This is a genomic window from Thalassotalea insulae (assembly GCF_030161395.1).
GTDB classification, from domain to species: Bacteria; Pseudomonadota; Gammaproteobacteria; order Enterobacterales; family Alteromonadaceae; genus Thalassotalea_E; species Thalassotalea_E insulae.
Map to the genome: position 1 here is coordinate 1,508,937 of NZ_BSST01000001.1, position 17,480 is coordinate 1,526,416.

Annotated in this window: 17 protein-coding genes; 4 read left to right on the forward strand and 13 right to left on the reverse strand. The window is 39.6% G+C overall.

Going from position 1 to position 17,480, the window contains the following annotated elements; all coding sequences use genetic code 11:
• Positions 1-37 precede the first annotated feature (37 nt).
• The 3 genes from astA to QQK06_RS06905 all read left to right on the forward strand — a co-directional run bounded on the left by astA (position 38) and on the right by QQK06_RS06905 (position 3,869).
• The gene (gene astA, locus QQK06_RS06895) at positions 38-1,054 is read left to right on the forward strand and encodes an arginine N-succinyltransferase (protein WP_284243928.1); all 1,017 of its coding nucleotides are present in this window, start codon (positions 38-40) and stop codon (positions 1,052-1,054) included.
• A 67-nt stretch (positions 1,055-1,121) separates the two neighbouring features.
• Complete coding sequence (astD, locus tag QQK06_RS06900; RefSeq protein WP_284243929.1) at positions 1,122-2,594, forward strand: succinylglutamate-semialdehyde dehydrogenase; 1,473 nt, start codon at positions 1,122-1,124, stop codon at positions 2,592-2,594.
• A gap of 465 nt (positions 2,595-3,059) precedes the next feature.
• Positions 3,060-3,869: a DUF1338 domain-containing protein gene (locus QQK06_RS06905; protein WP_284243930.1), complete on the forward strand. Its 810-nt coding sequence runs from the start codon at positions 3,060-3,062 to the stop codon at positions 3,867-3,869.
• A 102-nt stretch (positions 3,870-3,971) separates the two neighbouring features.
• Here the strand turns inward: QQK06_RS06905 and QQK06_RS06910 are convergent, their stop codons facing one another.
• The 5 genes from QQK06_RS06910 to QQK06_RS06930 form a co-directional block, all read right to left on the reverse strand.
• Positions 3,972-4,517 carry a hypothetical protein gene (locus QQK06_RS06910; protein WP_284243931.1) on the reverse strand — a complete coding sequence of 182 codons (546 nt, stop codon included), beginning with the start codon at positions 4,515-4,517 and terminating at the stop codon, positions 3,972-3,974.
• Between the two features lie 70 nt (positions 4,518-4,587).
• On the reverse strand, positions 4,588-8,523 hold the full coding sequence (locus QQK06_RS06915) for a rhombosortase-dependent M36 family metallopeptidase (RefSeq protein ID WP_284243932.1): 3,936 nt from the start codon (positions 8,521-8,523) through the stop codon (positions 4,588-4,590).
• 284 nt (positions 8,524-8,807) lie between these two features.
• The gene (locus QQK06_RS06920; RefSeq protein WP_284243933.1) at positions 8,808-9,572 is read right to left on the reverse strand and encodes a TIGR04219 family outer membrane beta-barrel protein; all 765 of its coding nucleotides are present in this window, start codon (positions 9,570-9,572) and stop codon (positions 8,808-8,810) included.
• Positions 9,573-9,576: 4 nt separating this feature from the next.
• On the reverse strand, positions 9,577-10,569 hold the full coding sequence (locus QQK06_RS06925) for a DUF2333 family protein (RefSeq protein ID WP_284243934.1): 993 nt from the start codon (positions 10,567-10,569) through the stop codon (positions 9,577-9,579).
• Positions 10,570-10,578: 9 nt separating this feature from the next.
• A complete protein-coding gene (locus QQK06_RS06930; RefSeq protein WP_284243935.1) occupies positions 10,579-11,064 on the reverse strand; it encodes a copper chaperone PCu(A)C in 486 nt (161 codons plus the stop codon).
• A 67-nt stretch (positions 11,065-11,131) separates the two neighbouring features.
• Between QQK06_RS06930 and QQK06_RS06935 the strand changes: the two genes are divergently transcribed.
• On the forward strand, positions 11,132-11,869 hold the full coding sequence (locus QQK06_RS06935; protein ID WP_284243936.1) for an enoyl-CoA hydratase-related protein: 738 nt from the start codon (positions 11,132-11,134) through the stop codon (positions 11,867-11,869).
• 48 nt (positions 11,870-11,917) lie between these two features.
• Here QQK06_RS06935 and QQK06_RS06940 read toward each other — a convergent pair whose 3' ends face one another.
• The 8 genes from QQK06_RS06940 to dusA all read right to left on the reverse strand — a co-directional run bounded on the left by QQK06_RS06940 (position 11,918) and on the right by dusA (position 17,367).
• Entirely contained in the window at positions 11,918-12,895 is a 978-nt protein-coding gene (locus QQK06_RS06940) for a tetratricopeptide repeat protein (protein ID WP_284243937.1), read from the reverse strand.
• A gap of 31 nt (positions 12,896-12,926) precedes the next feature.
• A complete protein-coding gene (locus QQK06_RS06945) occupies positions 12,927-13,268 on the reverse strand; it encodes a hypothetical protein (protein WP_284243938.1) in 342 nt (113 codons plus the stop codon).
• A 43-nt stretch (positions 13,269-13,311) separates the two neighbouring features.
• Positions 13,312-13,524: a PspC domain-containing protein gene (locus QQK06_RS06950; protein ID WP_284243939.1), complete on the reverse strand. Its 213-nt coding sequence runs from the start codon at positions 13,522-13,524 to the stop codon at positions 13,312-13,314.
• A gap of 140 nt (positions 13,525-13,664) precedes the next feature.
• Complete coding sequence (pspA, locus tag QQK06_RS06955) at positions 13,665-14,327, reverse strand: phage shock protein PspA (protein WP_284243940.1); 663 nt, start codon at positions 14,325-14,327, stop codon at positions 13,665-13,667.
• Positions 14,328-14,339: 12 nt separating this feature from the next.
• Entirely contained in the window at positions 14,340-14,639 is a 300-nt protein-coding gene (locus QQK06_RS06960) for a hypothetical protein (protein WP_284243941.1), read from the reverse strand.
• Positions 14,640-14,878: 239 nt separating this feature from the next.
• Positions 14,879-15,715 carry a sulfurtransferase gene (locus tag QQK06_RS06965; RefSeq protein WP_284243942.1) on the reverse strand — a complete coding sequence of 279 codons (837 nt, stop codon included), beginning with the start codon at positions 15,713-15,715 and terminating at the stop codon, positions 14,879-14,881.
• Between the two features lie 207 nt (positions 15,716-15,922).
• Positions 15,923-16,072, reverse strand: a complete 150-nt coding sequence (locus QQK06_RS06970) for a hypothetical protein (RefSeq protein ID WP_284243943.1) — start codon at positions 16,070-16,072, stop codon at positions 15,923-15,925.
• 284 nt (positions 16,073-16,356) lie between these two features.
• The gene (gene dusA, locus QQK06_RS06975; RefSeq protein WP_284243944.1) at positions 16,357-17,367 is read right to left on the reverse strand and encodes a tRNA dihydrouridine(20/20a) synthase DusA; all 1,011 of its coding nucleotides are present in this window, start codon (positions 17,365-17,367) and stop codon (positions 16,357-16,359) included.
• Between the last annotated feature and the right edge of the window lie 113 nt (positions 17,368-17,480).

Below are 17,480 nucleotides of genomic sequence, written 5' to 3' on the forward strand. Positions count from 1 at the left end.
ATAGCATCAATGCTACTTTTATCATTGAGAACACATTATGATTATTATACGCCCTATTCAGCAAAGCGATTATGATTCACTCCATCGCATTGCGGTAGAATCAGGACACGGTTTTACATCGCTCCCTGTCAATGAAGAATTATTACAGCAACGCATCAACAAAGCGGAAACCTCATTTAACAAGCAAGTGACTCAGCCGGGTGACGAAGGCTACCTCTTCGTAATGGAAGATACTGAAACAGGTAAAGTCGTTGGTACTAGTGGTATAGAAGCAGCCGTCGGCTTAGATGACGCTTTTTATCATTATCACTTAGGTAAGGTTGTTCATAATTCACGTGAGTTAAACATTTACAATACCGTTGAAACCTTATCCCTATGTAATGACTATACTGGCACAACTGAGATCTGTACCTTATTTTTAAGTGAAAGCCATCGCAAAAACAATAATGGTCGCTTTTTATCACGTATCCGGTTTTTATTTATCGCTGAACATTTAGAGCGTTTTGCCCAAACAGTGATCGCTGAAATGCGTGGAGTATCAGACGAAAATGGTCGCTCTCCATTTTGGAACTGGCTTGAAGAACACTTCTTTTCCATGGACTTTCCAACTGCGGATTATTTAACCGGCATTGGCAAAAAAGTATTTATCGCCGAATTAATGCCTAAATATCCAATTTACGTTAATTTATTGAGCCAAGATGCCCAGCAAGTGATTAACAAAGTGCATGAAAAAACAGTGCCGGCATTAAGACTGCTAGAAGCGGAAGGCTTCTGCCGCCGAGGTTATGTCGATATTTTTGACGCAGGTCCTACAGTTGAAGCGCAAACTCATGCGATAAAATCAATTAAAGAAAGTCAAAAATGTCAGGTGTTAATTGGTGATGTAACATCAAGTGAAAACTATATCGTTTGTAACACCGAAGTGGCTGGTTTTAGAGCAATTCAAACCTCGTTATTATTGCGTGAAACAGCCAATCAGGCGGTACTCAGCCGGGAAGCTGCTGACGCATTAAATGTTAACGATGGTGACTGGATCCGACTGATCCGAAACTAATTAGTCATTCAACATAGTCAATTAAGTAAGACTTAACCGATATGTTAATGCAATGAGGAAAGAATTTATGACGCACCCAATTCAACTTATTAATAACGAGTGGCAAGCTGGTCATGGTAACGAAATCAGTTCGTTAAACCCTGCCAAGAACGAAGTGATCTGGCAAGGTAAAAGCGCCACAGCAGAACAAGTAGATGCGGCAATAAAAAGTGCCCGTACGGCTTTTGAAAGCTGGTCAAATACTTCACTAGAACAGCGTATTGCGTTAACCGAACGCTTTGCCCAACAGCTAACGGACAATAAAGAAGCATTAGCAACGACTATTGCACAGGAAACCGGTAAGCCGTTATGGGAAACCCGCACTGAAGTAGGCGCCATGATAGGTAAAATTGCTATCTCAATTAAAGCCTACCACGAACGTACTGGCACTGTGGAAAACCCAATGCCGGGCGCAAAAGCGTTTATCCGCCATAAGCCTCACGGCGTTGTTGCGGTATTCGGTCCATATAACTTCCCAGGACATTTACCTAATGGCCATATAGTACCGGCACTAATCGCTGGTAATACTTTAGTATTCAAGCCAAGTGAATTAACGCCATTAGTTGCAGAGCAAACATTAAAATTATGGCAACAAGCTGGCTTACCAGCAGGTGTCATTAACTTGGTACAAGGTGAAGTTGAAACGGGTAAAGCATTGGCGAATCACCCACAAATTGACGGTTTATTCTTCACTGGTAGCTCAACCACAGGTAAATTCCTGCATGAGCAATTTGGTGGTCAACCGGGTAAGATCCTTGCGCTTGAAATGGGCGGTAATAACCCGTTAATCGTCAAAGGCATCACTGATGTGGATGCAGCAGTACACGATATTATTCAATCAGCCTTTATCACTACCGGTCAACGCTGTACTTGTGCTCGTCGCTTATTTATCGAGCAAGGTGAACAGGGCGATGCCCTTATTGAAAAATTAGTTGCGTCAACTAAGGCAATTAAAATTGGCTATTATGATGATCAAGAGCAACCATTTATCGGTTCAATGATCTCTGAGAGAGCAGCCTTAGGCTTAGTTGCCGCACAAGCGCAGTTAGTTGCCTTAGGCGGTAAATCATTATTACCATTAACTCATAAAGAAGCGGGTACAGGTTTTGTGACGCCAGGTATTATTGATGTTACAGAAATTACGGAGATGCCAGATGAAGAACATTTTGGCCCGTTATTAAAAATATACCGCTATCAAGATTTTGATCAAGCGATTGATGAAGGTAACAACACAGCCTTTGGTTTATCTGCTGGCTTATTAGCCGACAGTGAAGCGGACTATCAGCACTTTTTTAAGCGTATTCGTGCCGGTATCGTTAACTGGAATAAGCCTATTACTGGTGCCAGTAGTGCTGCGCCATTTGGTGGTATTGGTGACAGTGGTAACCATAGAGCCAGTGCTTATTATGCGGCAGATTACTGTGCATTTCCTGTTGCATCAGTAGAAGCTGAGAAAATGAGCTTACCTGAAAACTTATCGCCTGGATTAACCATTAAATAATATGGCAACCTTGCTGAGAAAATTAGCCGCTCTTATCGCCGGATTTAAACCCGGCTTCTTTAAGAGCATTGATCAAATATAACCATTGCTTGCAATGGTTAGTCTTCGTTGTAAATTTTAAAACTCCACACCTAAGCTCGCCATTGCCTTATACCAGTTAGCACAAATATTTAACCACTTAGAACTACAGGAACGGCATTAGAACAAACAAGATTTTCACTTATATAGTGATTCTACATTAAGGAAATATTGTGTAGTTATCATGTTGTTCCTGAGTTCCCGAAGGGCGAGTTTTAATGACTTATATGCAGCGTTATTGATTTTAACAAGGGAGTAACCATTCTTTGCAACCAATGCCTTGCCTATAAGCTATTAAATTCTCGCTAATAGACTAAATATTTATGCTAACTGGTATTAATTAATTTATTTATGTTGTTTATTAATTGTCGTAAGTAGGAATGAACTATGAGTACACAAGTAAAATCACTATTTGAAAACATCTGGGAAAACTATATCCAGGTAACTCCTTCAGCAAAAAATATTCACCAGTTATTGGGAGCCGATAACTCAGGTCATGATGTGATTAACGATCATGTCGCCTATCGCACATTCAACTTGGAAAAAGTGAATATTGAAAAGCTTGCTCAACATTTACTTAACTTAGGTTACAAGGAATGCGGTGAGTACCATTTTGAAGCGAAAAAACTTTATGCCAAGCACTTTGAACATGCCGATACTAACCTGCCTAAAGTGTTCATCAGTGAATTATTAGTAGAAGAATTCTCTGCTCAAGCACAACAAATCATCCGTAAACTAGTCGCGCAAATTGATGAGCAAGTCATTGCCGAGCCAAGCTTCTTATATGCCGGTAAACAATGGCAAGTAAGCTTTGAGGATTATCAAACTCTATTAGCAGAAAGTGAGTATGCTGCTTGGCTTGCAGCCTGGGGCTATCGTGCTAACCACTTTACTGTTAGCGTAAACCACTTAGTGAACTTTGAGCACTTAGAAGATGTTAACACTGCATTAAAAGACGCGGGTTTCTCATTGAATACTACCGGCGGCGAAATCAAAGGTGACCAATCAGTGAAACTTGAGCAATCATCGACGATGGCAGATAAAGTCACCGTTGAGTTTTCCGATACCGCAGCTGAAATCCCTTCATGCTTCTATGAATTTGCCAAGCGTTACCCATTAGCTAATGGTGAACTTTATTCCGGTTTTGTTGCTGCTTCTGCCGATAAAATCTTTGAAAGTACAAACGTAGCGGCTTAATTACAACTAAAGCAACTAACGTCAACGATTAACTCAAAGCGAGTGCTAATTTTTAGCGCTCGCTTTTTTGTTTTTATCATTTGCACAAAATCTTGTGGACCGCTATTTAGTTTCACGCTTATCGCCGGGTGCTGGACCACTGTAATCAATTTCCAGCTCAACCTGCTTTATCCAATCCATAGCAAGTAACTCGCGATAAAACTCATTTAAATTATCCAGGCTAGTAGCATCAATTCTATAAGTTTGCTTGGCTATTTCAGAGACAGGTAACGACTTAAGCTGTGACTGATATTTATCAAGTTCTGTTGTCACTATCACTATAGTGCCTTTAACCGTACCTGTTTGGCGGATCATCTTATTATAAACTTGCGTGCCTTTAAGCAATTTAGCGTCAGTCACTCTTAACCTTTCATTATTTATAGTTAATGATTTCATACTTGGCTTTTTCAAGCCCAATTTACTATTTAATAATTGCTCTTTTAAGTTTTCACTCGATGGCTCATTTCCTTCTGTCGATTGCACTTCAGGTTCAGTAACCGATTTTTCACTTGTTGCAACTGTAGATTTTTCTTCCAGTTTTTCCTGTTGTTCAGAATTACATGCCACAATAAAGATAGTTATTAGCAATAACAGATATTTCAAATACATAATTATCTCCTTTAAAAAGAAAAGGCTGGTATATCAACCAGCCTTTATATTCTCATCTATCTAAGGATGATTATTTACGACGACGTAATGCCATCAATGGTAATAACAACAAGCTTAACCAAGTTGTTGAACCACCACCACCTTTATTGCTAGTTGCATTAATCGGCGTGCGATCTTTAGTATCAGTAATGTTCACCTTCACTGACTTAGTCACGGTATCATGACCATCGTCAACTGTTGCAGTAAACTCTAATACCTGATTACCAGTTACCTCAGGCGCTGTAAATGATACTTCCATAGTATCAGCACCAGTTAACGTAACGTGTGAACCATCAGTTTGTGCCCAAGAGTAAGTTAACTCATCACCATTTGGATCTGTCGCACTTACTGATAAGTGAACTTCTGAGCCTTCACTAACATTCATTGCATCACTGATAGTCACGTTTGGTAAACGGTTATCACAAGCATAAGTATCACCCGCTACTACATCAGAGAACAGACTATTTTGAGCATTGGTAATAGTTAAGTCATCGATGTACCAGCCTGCGCCAAAACCAGAAAATTCAGGAGGTACATAACCACCATCTGTAGATTGACGGAAACGGAATTGTACTTGGTTACCGTTAAGCGCTTCACCGAAATTCACAACTTCCCAACCATAGTTAACGCCAGAGAATACATCACGGCTAGCTAACGCAGCTGTTGTTTCGTCTATCAAAGTATTAGTGTAACCATCACCTAAGAATTCACCGCCCATTTCAGTAATGTCAGCCCAGGCCCCGCCATTTACACTGACTTCAACTACAGCACCATCATAATCTTCTTCTAAATTATACAAGTGCCACCAAGTGATAGTGAAATCACCGTCAAAGCCAACATCAATTTTGCGAGTTTGATATGCAACATCTGAATCATAACTATAAGCAGTTGAAGCAATCATGCCGTCAGTTTTACCAGCATCCCACCAATCTACACCGAAAGTACCTTTTGCCATATCTCCACCAATCATCACAACTTCAGAGAAGTCATTCCAGATAGCATATGAATTTAAAGCGTTAGTCTGAGTAGAACTAGTAAATGCACGTTGCTCAAAATCAATGTTAACGATTGTACCAAGCATGTAATCATCAGCTTCAGCGCCTTCACCTAAATCAGGGAAAGTAACACTCAATACCAAATCGTCAGCAGTACCGGCATCATTTAAGGTAAATTCAATCGGTGCGCTAGTTGCAGAACCAAACATTGCAACATCACCAAAAGTAACAACACCATCATTGGCAAAAGTCACGTCATGACCACTAAGCACTTCAATTTTACCTGTTACACCTGATAAAGCAGAAGTACCAGTATTCTTAACAGAGAAAGTAGCTGTACCAGTTTCACCTTTATCTAAGATACCATCAAGTGAACAGTAACCAGAAGTTAACCCTTCATAGTCAAGGTCTAATGCATGAGATGTTACATTAAATGTTGCTAATTCAGTTTTGTAAGATTCAACCACACCAGCATGATCTGTTGAGAAACGCTCAGGTGATTTAGCTCCAATACCCATACCACGACGAGCAAATGCAGCAAGGATCACTTTGTAATCTTCAACATCATTCGCATATGCCGCAGCTAATAATGCATCACGTCCTTCTGTGAAAGTTGGTGCCATAGGCATCATCTTATAACCAGCAACGAGATAATCTTTCATTAAATCACGCGCTTCAGCAAAGGTATGACGCTCATCATTAATCAAGCCAACATAGGCATCCCATAACATAGAGGCATAAACACTGCCTGAACCATGTACTTCTGGATCGGCTTCTACATCAGCAAAGGTGTGAGGGTTAATGCTCATATCCGTAGTATACGGATAATGACGAATACCATAAATAAAGCTAGAAACATACGATGTTGCCGAGTATGGCAAGCCAAACATTTCGTTGCCCGCCATTAACGCATCATCAGCTTCTGCCATTAACAATAATGCATGGAAATCACCAAAACCTTCACCCATTGAACCTGCTTGGTTACTGCTCAAACCAGATGCATTACCTACTAAGCGATTACTGATGTAGTGGCCCCACTCATGAGCAGCAATACCAGCATCCCATGAACTTGCTCTGAAAGTACGAGTCAAATCATTTTTGAACATATCAATGGTGACAATTTCATTTGCATCTAACAATGCGTAAATTGCTGCACCTTCACTATAGTTAATCCCCATACTTGGAATAGAAACAGTATCATCTGCTCCCCCCATAGGCGCTGGTGTGCCATCATCGGTATTATTGGCAATTAATACCGCTATAGCACCAGCATTTTGGGCATTTTTGACTTTATCAGTAAAGTTACAGCTACCACGATCGATAATCGCAATCTTACCCGCTAAATCAGCACCATTGACCGCTTCTTCACAACCATCTGTGATTGGGTCAACACCATCATCAATACGGACTAACTCTCCAGAAACGTTATATACACTTGGACCAAAGCTGGCAAATTGGATAACATCTAACAAACCTAAATCTGGATGAGAAGAAACAGTGACGCCAAAGTCTACGCCATTTTCAGCTTGAGTAGTTTCCCAAAGGTACATCTGCATACGAGGTGAATGTCCATCTGCTGGAGTACTCATATTGGCATTGTTAAGACCTGAGTTATCCTGAACTTCAACGTTTAACGCATCTCCTTCTTCACCACCACGGCCATAGTTATCATTTTGCGCGTTACCAGCAACTTCATCAAAACCATGGTCATAATAATCATCATGCAAGTAGTTATTAATGGTAAACAAGTTAACGATGGCTGCTTTGCGATTATTTAATGAATACTCAGCTTCTTCATCGTTATAGGCATAATCAAAAGTAAAATCACCCGTAGTTTCTGCAGTGTAATCACCGTTAGTTAAACCATCAGGTGCAATCGCATCGACATAAGCATTAACGTTATTACCCTGTGTGGTTGTTGCGTCATCCGCCAACCAAGGATCTTCTGTACTAATAGGGCCGGTACTTAAACTCACCATAGGAGCAGGCAAATACTCAGCCGTTAAATATGCTGCAGGATCTGCACCTTGTTCAGCTGGAATCACATTACCGAACGGGCTATCCCACGGCTTACCATGATCATCGGCATAAACACGGTAGTTAAATTTCTCAGCATGGCTAGTTAAGTTCTTTTTAAACAATACTTCGCCAGTTTTCGCTGATACCACATAACTATAATAATCTGATTCAACCGTATCAACGTCACCAGTTTGAAGTTCTACATAGTATGCAGGGATCAAATTACCTTTAGATTCAAAAAATACTTTCTTTGCTCTTGGCGAACCAACTAATTGCTTACCATTCGTTAAGTTAGCTGCTTTAAAGGTTTCAAATTTTCCTGCAGCTTCTTGTTTACTCAAATCAACTGAATTTGCATCACCACCCATGGCAGCAAATGCTGCACTTACGGCTTCTGTCGAATCACCAAATGCCGCAGATAGATCTTTAATCACTGATGATAAACGCGCTGATGAACTATCAGCTAAATAACCAGAAGATGCAACTAGGTTAAATTGCTTATCCATCATGATGTTAAATTCACGATTAAATACTTCAACACCAGCAACTTCTTGCTTATATTTGGCTATTTTTGCACCACGACCTGTATCGTGTTTAGCTGCTAAAACAGTTTGTACCACTTTATTTTTCGCTGCTGATTGACCTATTATTTGATTCAAATAATAGTCCCCAGCATAAGCTAACTGTTGATCAGCAGCAATCGCACCTAGATCAGGCGTGCTTTGATTAACACCAGCCCATTGAAATGTTGCTTTACCTAACTGACGATCAAACTGATTACGCATACCACTTCTTGTTGTTGCGCGAATGCTAGCTATTTCTTTTTTAGCTAGCACATTTTCAATTGATTTATGAGGTACATTTCCCTGGAAATTCGCTGCAGTTAGCCCTAAAGCAGTCGAACTTAGCGCCGCACCGACTAAGGTCGCGATGACGGTTTTATTATATTTCATACTAATCCCTATTCTTTATAGTTTTTCAAATATATTTTAAGTGAACTCTTTACCGATGAGAGTTGGCATAGTTGTTAATAAATTAACAATATGTAACCGGTAAAATATTACACATTATTTACAAATTGACAAACAAAAATTTACTAGCAATTAATGCCTTTAGTACAAAATAGTAGACAGTTAAGTAAAACAGTAAGATAAATAAAGAAGTGAATAAGTTCAGCTTAAGCAAACAATGTCGTGAATTGTTAGCTTAAGCTGGGAAGATAATATATCTGGTGGAATTAAAAATGTACAACAGCGCCGGCAAAGACGCCTTTAAAATCAAGGTCAGTATATAAATTATCAATATCTTCGAGTGATAATTGCACCGCACGATAACCAAGCGTTAGATTAATATCAACAGCTAAGTTATCAATTAACTCGTAGCTAATGCCAGCCTGATAGTCATATAAATTATGATCATCAATTGATAAGAAATTACCTTCAGCAAAAACATTAAATCCGGTAAATGGTAAACCAATTGACGTTGCTGCATATAACATAGGCACCATTTCGTCGGTAGCAATTGTGCCCGTGCTAGTTGATGATTCACCTGCCATTAAGATACTAGATACCGAAACGTCACCATCAAAATCTCGACCGGTTAAACCTATATCAAAGGAGAATAGGCCATTATCAAATATTTCATAATACAAGGTGTAGTCAATATAACTGACATCAAACTCAGCAGATACTTCAGAACCCACTGCAAAAGTCTCGTCACCAAAATTAATTTCACTCACTAAAGTTGTCATCCCTTGAGTATCAAGCGAAGTACTGGCTATTTTGGCATTTGGGATAAAAGGAATTGGATGCTCTAGCGCAATGAAAAAGCTCCCTTGCTGCTCATCAGACAAATTAAAATCTACTTGTTGATTATTTTCACCGAACTTACCGCTTGCCTGGTTATCCCAATATTGACCACCGATATATACACCGATAGCGTCCGCCTGAACGGCGCCGGAATAAAGCGTAACAGAGAGTGTTACCGCTAATAATTTTTTCATGTTTTTATCCTTGACTTAAGAGCTCATTTAAATCGATTAACGCTGCATTAGCGCGTGAAATATAATTTGCCATGACTAATGAATGATTCGCTAAAACACCAAAACCATCACCATTTAATATCATTGGGCTCCAGATAGCTTCCTGGCTTGCTTCCAACTCCCTGATGATTTGTTGCATGCTCACTTTGGCATTTTTCTTTTCCAACACATCATTAAAATCAATTTCTACTGCACGTAAAAAATGTAACAACGCCCAGCACGCACCTCGCGCTTCATAAAATTCGTTATCAATTTGCCACCAACTGGTTTTTAAATGCAAATTAGCAGAAGAAGTGGTCGACTGTTGTGCTGATTGCTCACCGGCTAAATCAACATTCAATTGTTCACGACCGACACTAGCACTTAATCGCTGAGAATAACTGCCTAGACGTTTATTCACTTCCTGTAGCCAATCACGTAAATTATCCGCACGTGCATAAAACTGTGCTGACTGGCTATTAACATCCGCCAGTGATTTTCGATATGCATACAGGGCCTTAATTGCTTGTCGATACTCAGTTTCCGCACTTGGCATCGCCCAGCTTTTGTGGTCAATATTTAGTTGCGGCTGCGCTACTTTTAAATGAGCATTCTCTAATGATTGTGACTGTGAACGACTAAATTCCTGACGCATCACTAGTGCCATATCACGGATCATTTCCAGTGCGCCAAATTCCCAAGAAGGAATATTATCCAGAAAAAAACTTGGTGGTAGCGCATCATTTGCCAAATATCCGCCAGGTTTATCTAATAGCGTTTCTGTCACTCGAATCAAAGCGGTTGTTGTGGTGTAACCAACAACAGGAGCAACATTGTCAGCAGTAGCGTCATTGGTTACTTGCTGACGAATATCCAACGCATCCGGCTCAAAGCTCCAGTAAACACCCAAAAAATATAACGACAGCAAAATAAAGGCTAATAATGAGCCCAACAATTTCATGGAAATATTAACATTCATAAATAATTCCTAATGATGATGGTGACTTTTTGACTGCTGTTGATTAACAATCGATTTCACCGGTAAATTAACGTCAAGCTTTTCGTTATTATCAAAATGCAAAGTAAGCGCTATTTTTTCATCAGCTTTTAGCGGATCAGTTAGATTAAATATCATTAAATGATAGCCACCGGGCTGCAGTTTTACCACATCATGAGCAGCAATAGTGAGTGATTTTTGCTGGCGCATTTTCATTAAACCGTTTTCCATCGTATGCTGGTGAATTTCAACTCGATCGCTGACTCCACTGGTCGCAGCAACTAATATTGCATCCTGCTCACCATGATTAGCAATCTCCATATACGCCGATGATATTTTCGTACCTGGGATCGTTGCCCGTACATATCCTTGAGCTACGGTAATTTCACTAGCTACTGCCTGATGCACAAATAATGCATTAGTTAATAGCGATAACACCGCAATTAACAAAAAGCGATTAACAGTTAAATTTTTCATATAGCGCTATACATCCTTATTTATCCATATTATTGTTGTTTTGATATTGTAACGAAGCTAAAAACAAATGGATAACTTAATTCTCTCTGATTTACAAAATAATGTTTTAACCATCACCCTTAATCGTTTCGATAAGAAAAATGCGTTAAATACCGTCATGTATCAACAGCTTTGCCAAATATTTAAGCAAGCGCAAGACGATACAGAGGTTCATAGTGTTTTAATAAAAGGCAATGAACATTGCTTCTGTGCCGGTAATGATCTGGCTGACTTTATTGAACATGCCAACGATGAACAACTCGCCGCTTTTGCCTTTGTTAACACCATCGCAAATTTCACTAAACCTATAGTTGCCGCCGTTGCCGGCCCAGCTGTTGGTATTGGGACCACCATGTTATTGCATTGTGACATTGTTATCACTGCAACTAATGCAAAATTAAAACTGCCGTTTACTCAATTAGGTTTATGTCCTGAAGCTGCTTCAAGTGTACTATTACCGCTTCGTGTCGGTCACAACCGTGCATTTGAACTGTTAGTACTGGGTAATCTGTTCTCCGGTCAGCAAGCGGCTGACTATGGCATAGCGAATCAATGCTGCCAACCAGAAGAGCTATTAGCTATTGCAGAAAAACAGGCTTTAACTATTGCTGCATTACCTGCAGATGCCACGCAAACCAGCAGGGCATTAATGAAACAAGCAACTGCTGCGCGGGTCAATCAGGCGATAGCAGATGAAGCGAAAGAGTTTTCTCGCTTAGTCAAAACTCAAACTTGCCAAGATATTCTCGCCTCATTCTTTAACTAATATCAACAGTTGGTGCGTTAGTGACTATTCACTTAACGCACTATATTGTTAGCTATGTAGCTTTTTCAATTTCTTGGTCAATTTCTTAACCTTATCTTCAAGATCTTCATTTTTACTGAGATTAATCGTTGCTACTAACTCTTTCGCCTTGTTTATTTCTTTGTTCAATGTATATAGCTGCGCCAAACGATATTTAATCCAAGGTTGGTGTTTAGTGTCCGCAATAGGTAAAGCCTGGTTAAGCGCTTCGATTCCAAAAATGATACCTTTCCCTGATTCAACTGATACTTTGCCCTGCTGATATAGCGCCTGAGACCTCTCACTATCAGTTGTCGCGTATTCCACAGCTTTTAATAAGTCAGTATTAGCTTTTTGCCAATCTTCAGCTCTGAAAGAAGCCATCGCTCGATTTAGATATAACGAATAGCTATGAGGAAACTGTTTAATACCTTCAGCAAATGCTTGCTCAGCTAACTCTTTTTGCTCTGTGCGCCAATAAACATTGGTTAATTGCGCATATCCCTGCTCTTGATTAAAACTTTTAATTTGTTTGGCTAAAGCCAGCGCTTTGTCCTGATCACCGCCAGCGATTCCAGGAGCCGCTAAATGAAAGCCTATCAAAGTATTGAGTGCATCTAAGTGCTGGGGATTTAATTGAATAGTCTTTTCCATTGCTTCAATAAAATCTTCCGCATAGCCCAGTTTAGAAAAAATACTCGCCTTTTGTGCCATGATCACCGCACTGAGGCCTAAGTAATAATGCACATCAATATTATCGGAGTACTGTTCGCTGAGCTCTTCAAAATGCTCAAACGCTTCTTCGGTTTTATCTTTTGCCAACAGTATACGACCAGTGATCACTTGCCCTTCAATACTTACTCGCTCTGAGCTACTCAACTCATTAAAAACCTGCTCAGCTAATGTCACATTCTCATCATCTAGTGCTTTTTTCGCCGCCAGTGTATCGGAACATGCGTTGTAACTAATCGCGGATAACAACGTGAGCATTAAAATCGATTTTTTCATTTTACATCCTGTTTTATTATTCTTTTTCAAATTAATTGTATCTTGGCTTCGGCTTATCTCGGGCAACCAACCAAATTAACACTGCTACCAGTAAAATCGGCCAGAAAATCCCTATCATCATCATGGCACAACCTCCCAATAACAACATAGCGATAAAGATCAGTGAGCCAAAGACACTTAATACTATCGCTAACGCTACTAAAACCAAAATCACCATAACTATCGCTGAGATACTAATTGCCTGCAAAGGTTCAATCAACTCATTCCCCATATAAATATCCAGATCCAGCATTTCAATAAAGCTAACACCTAGCACATAGGTAAGAAAAAGCGTTGCCATAATTGCCAGTATTAATGATTTAATAAAAGACATATCAGTTCCTTAATGAACAGTAATCGCAAAACACCGGCAAATATTATCTGCGCTCAGGTAATAAAATAGCAGCAGTAATATAGGCTACCGCAGTAACCACCGGAAACATAAATAATGAGACGATGGCAGCAATTCGGACACCTAAACGTGGTAACTGGTAATGACGTGCAATACCACCACAAATTCCCGATACTTTTTTATGCATTAAATCTTTAGTTAAACGGCCTTGGTTTAAATACTCTCGTTGATATCTCATGACTAACTACCTTTTATCCAGTGCCAAGTTCATTAATCATTTTCTATTAATCTACATTGGCAAAAAAACTCTAACAATTCGTACATAACAAAGATAATCACTTAAACTATCTATGCTATGTACAGGCTAACTTCGTTAATCTAACCGTTAGCGACCTGCTTTTTTAATGCCGCTAACTCTTGTTCCACCTGTTCATCCGTTTCTAGTGCACTAATTTGGCTACTTAAATCCTGATTAGCGGTCATATCAAAGGCTTCTACCTGGGCTTCCACTTCATCGACTTTTTGCTGATAACGCTCGAACTTGCTAATCGCTTCATCGATATTGTAAACCGCGGCTTTTTCCCTCGCTTTTAAGCGTACTTGCGCTGATTGCTGGCGTAATAAATATGCATCCTGACGACGCTTAGCTTCAGCTAATTTGTCCTGTAAGCGCTGGGCATCGTCTTGCACTGCCGCTAAAAACTCTTCAAGCTGAACTAACTCTTCCTGCTTAGCTTCCACCTCAGATTGACGTTTATTTTTTTCAATCAATGCTGACTTAGCTAAATCATCACGTCCTTTTGCCACAGCTACGCTGGCTTTTTCCTGCCAGTTGGCTGCACTTTTTTCCAGCGTTTGAATATGGCGTGTCAGGCTTTTCTTTTCTGCGATATGTTTCGCCGCAGTTGCTCTGATCTCGACTAAGGTTTCTTCCATCTCCTGAATGATCAATTTGATCATCTTTTCAGGATTTTCTGCTTTATCCAACATGCTATTAATATTGGCATTAATAATATCTGTGAAGCGTGAAAACATACCCATAATTAAACTCTCCTACTCTTCTTCTGTTAATAAATTATTCTTGTTTAACGTTTGTGTTTTATTCGCGACAGCTAGTAGCGAAGGAACGTGCTCCGTTTTTGCTACTGCTTTAACTAAAACCATTTGGCGAAGCGATGACTGAATTGATAGTTGTAATTGCTTGGTTAAGCTTTGCGTCACTTGCTGACCTTGCGTGCTGATCACTTGCTGCATTGTTTGTTCAATATCACGATTAGCTGCTGATGCACTGTTGATTGTTCCGATCCCTAAAACTGCAACAGAGATAACGAATATGTTTTTGATACTTTTCATGCTGCTCTCCTTTATACCGACTCAAATTAGATGGTGTTATTCACCTTATGCTTGGTATATATCAAGGCTTGTGCCAACAAGAAAAATAATTTTAATTGATTGATATTATTAAATATTTATAAATACAGGAAAAACAAAGAAAATCAAGACATAATATGTCAAACGATAATTTGGTTAATTTAACAATAGAATTAGTCAAATTAACCAAGTAGAAAAATTAAGCGGGATTGAGTGATAAATTAGCCGATCGGCAGCTGAGCATCACTGCCCCATTCCGCCCATGAACCATCATAAACCGTTAATTCATGATAACCAGCTATATCAGCGGCTAATGCTAAAACACAAGCTGTAACTCCAGAGCCACAAGAAAAAATCAATTGTTGATTATCATTAACAAGTAACGAGAAAGCTTCTTTTAACTCTGCTTTTGTTAACAATTGACCATTTGCTAACAATTGCGTAAAAGGTAAATTAATTGAATTCGGAATATGACCACTACGCAATCCGGGTCGAGGTTCTGCAACTTGCCCTAAAAAACGCTGGGCTGCACGGGCATCTAATACTGCTTTTGTCTTATCTTCAGTTGCGGCTAGCACCTGATTTACATCACAAAAGTAATCTAAATGTGCTTTCGCTTGAAAATTCCCGTTAACCGATAATGTCTGCTCTCCCCTAGCTATTGGACGGTTTTCTCGTAGCCATTTAGGTAACCCACCATCTAAAACTGCAACCTGCTGATGACCCATAGCTTTGAACATCCACCAAGCACGAGCTGCAGAGAATAATCCTAAATCATCATAAACCACTATCTGGCTATCTTTATTGATACCAAGTGCCTGTGCCGCCTGCTGAAACGCTTGCTCACTAATCATCGTATGAGGTAAGCCACTGTTATGATCCGAAAAATCTCGCTCTAGATCAAAACGGCGTGCGCCTTTAATCGCCACATCAGGCCAGCTGGCCTCTGGTGTTGCCATGCCACCCACAGGAGGCATACTAGCATCTAGAAAAACAAGATTAGTTTGGTTAAGAATAGCAGCCAGTGACTCGGTACTAATTAACGGAGAGATATCCATATTCACTACTTAAATAAAAAAAGATGAAATAAAAGTAACTAACTCTCAGGTGCTTGTACAGAATAACAAAGAAAAAATAACGAGGATAAGATAGAAATTAATGAGCTGGTAAAAGTATCAACCAATCACGGTTTGTATAAGAAATAGTACTATACCCAACTAAAATAATGCAGAGGTCAGCTAAGATAACGATTAGTAGGGCATTAGTTATGCTAAGTTGAAATTAACTAACGAACTGCTGTCACAGCCAGTTAATACACTAGACTTGCTTTCAAATGCGCTAACGATAAATGAAATAATCAGTACAATGATCGCCGGAGACATCATTAAACTAAACAAGGTAACTAAGCTAAACATGAGCACTTTCCTTCTGTTGTTGATAGTAAAGACGCAATAACTATTACAAAGGTTGTGCCACAGATGGAAAAAATAACTAACCGATTGATATAGTTAGTTATTTAATTTTTAGTATAAAAATTGATTGAGCGATTTAACTGACGAAGAATTTAGAAATAGTGTAATTAACTATTAATTAGTGACAATACGTAACAAATCTTAAATTAAACAAAGCCTAATTGCTGGTTTCAATCTCGAAATCGGGAAGTGAATTCCCGATTTCAGGACAGTTACCCTTGGTTCTATTAACCAACCCGCTCGAACGCTTCGTTGAGAACGACACTACTGGCGTTTTCCCGACCAGAATTTTCACTTAAATATCGTCTGAACTGTTTAGCTCCTGGTAAACCATTACACAATCCCAGCATATGGCGGACCACATGCCAGACACGACCACCATCAGCAACATAGCGATCGATATAGTCTGACATTTCCGCAATGATATCTGCCCGTGACTTTATTTCATTATTACTTTGCCATACAGTTTGATCTGCCTGTGCTAATAAATAAGGGTTTTGATAAATTTCACGACCTATCATCACACCATCGATATGGTTAAGGTGCTCAGCAACTTCGCTGTAACTTTTAACTCCACCATTAATGCTGATGGTTAAATCGTTAAAATCCTGCTTTAACTGATACACCCGTTGATAATCTAGTGGAGGGACTTCACGATTTTGCTTCGGACTTAAGCCACTAAGCCAGGCCTTGCGGGCATGAACGATAAAATGCTGACAACCCGCCTGCGAAACAGTCTCCATAAAGCGATGAAGAAATTCATAACTATCCATATCATCAATGCCAATACGCGATTTAACCGTTACCGGAATAGCGACGGCATTTTGCATCTCACTAACACATTGTGCCACCAGCTCAGGTTCTGCCATCAAACACGCGCCAAAACGACCATTTTGCACCCTATCTGACGGACAACCAACATTGATATTAATTTCATCATAACCTTGCTGCTCAGCAATTTTTGCGCACTCTGTCATCGCCTTTGGATCACTACCTCCAAGCTGCAATACCACAGGGTGCTCTTCATCGTTAAAGGACAGATAATCTCCTTTACCAAATAATATTGCCCCTGTTGTCACCATTTCAGTGTATAGCACCACATTTTTTGACATGGTTCGATAAAAGTAGCGGCAATGGCGATCAGTCCAATCGAGCATGGGCGCAACGGATAGTGCATGTAGCCCCCTATTTATGGGAGCTTTAGGTTTTTCAGTAGTTTCAATAATTTCGTTATTCATCTATTTGACGCTTTAAATTGCTCTGAATCGCTTAGAATTACCTTGAATTTCCATTACGGTCACCCTTTGGTCACCCTCAAAAGGTAGGATTTTGAGCTTAAAATATTGTGACG

Bases quoted from the DNA above. Each gene is read 5' to 3' on its own strand.
- QQK06_RS06930 (WP_284243935.1), bottom strand. From the start codon at position 11,064: ATGAAAAATTTAACTGTTAATCGCTTTTTGTTAATTGCGGTGTTATCG.
- QQK06_RS06920 (WP_284243933.1), bottom strand. From the start codon at position 9,572: ATGAAAAAATTATTAGCGGTAACACTCTCTGTTACGCTTTATTCCGGC.
- astA (WP_284243928.1), top strand. From the start codon at position 38: ATGATTATTATACGCCCTATTCAGCAAAGCGATTATGATTCACTCCAT.
- dusA (WP_284243944.1), bottom strand. From the start codon at position 17,367: ATGAATAACGAAATTATTGAAACTACTGAAAAACCTAAAGCTCCCATA.
- QQK06_RS06945 (WP_284243938.1), bottom strand. From the start codon at position 13,268: ATGTCTTTTATTAAATCATTAATACTGGCAATTATGGCAACGCTTTTT.
- QQK06_RS06915 (WP_284243932.1), bottom strand. From the start codon at position 8,523: ATGAAATATAATAAAACCGTCATCGCGACCTTAGTCGGTGCGGCGCTA.
- QQK06_RS06950 (WP_284243939.1), bottom strand. From the start codon at position 13,524: ATGAGATATCAACGAGAGTATTTAAACCAAGGCCGTTTAACTAAAGAT.
- QQK06_RS06910 (WP_284243931.1), bottom strand. From the start codon at position 4,517: ATGTATTTGAAATATCTGTTATTGCTAATAACTATCTTTATTGTGGCA.
- QQK06_RS06905 (WP_284243930.1), top strand. From the start codon at position 3,060: ATGAGTACACAAGTAAAATCACTATTTGAAAACATCTGGGAAAACTAT.
- QQK06_RS06925 (WP_284243934.1), bottom strand. From the start codon at position 10,569: ATGAATGTTAATATTTCCATGAAATTGTTGGGCTCATTATTAGCCTTT.
- QQK06_RS06960 (WP_284243941.1), bottom strand. From the start codon at position 14,639: ATGAAAAGTATCAAAAACATATTCGTTATCTCTGTTGCAGTTTTAGGG.
- QQK06_RS06940 (WP_284243937.1), bottom strand. From the start codon at position 12,895: ATGAAAAAATCGATTTTAATGCTCACGTTGTTATCCGCGATTAGTTAC.
- QQK06_RS06965 (WP_284243942.1), bottom strand. From the start codon at position 15,715: ATGGATATCTCTCCGTTAATTAGTACCGAGTCACTGGCTGCTATTCTT.
- astD (WP_284243929.1), top strand. From the start codon at position 1,122: ATGACGCACCCAATTCAACTTATTAATAACGAGTGGCAAGCTGGTCAT.
- pspA (WP_284243940.1), bottom strand. From the start codon at position 14,327: ATGGGTATGTTTTCACGCTTCACAGATATTATTAATGCCAATATTAAT.
- QQK06_RS06935 (WP_284243936.1), top strand. From the start codon at position 11,132: ATGGATAACTTAATTCTCTCTGATTTACAAAATAATGTTTTAACCATC.
- QQK06_RS06970 (WP_284243943.1), bottom strand. From the start codon at position 16,072: ATGTTTAGCTTAGTTACCTTGTTTAGTTTAATGATGTCTCCGGCGATC.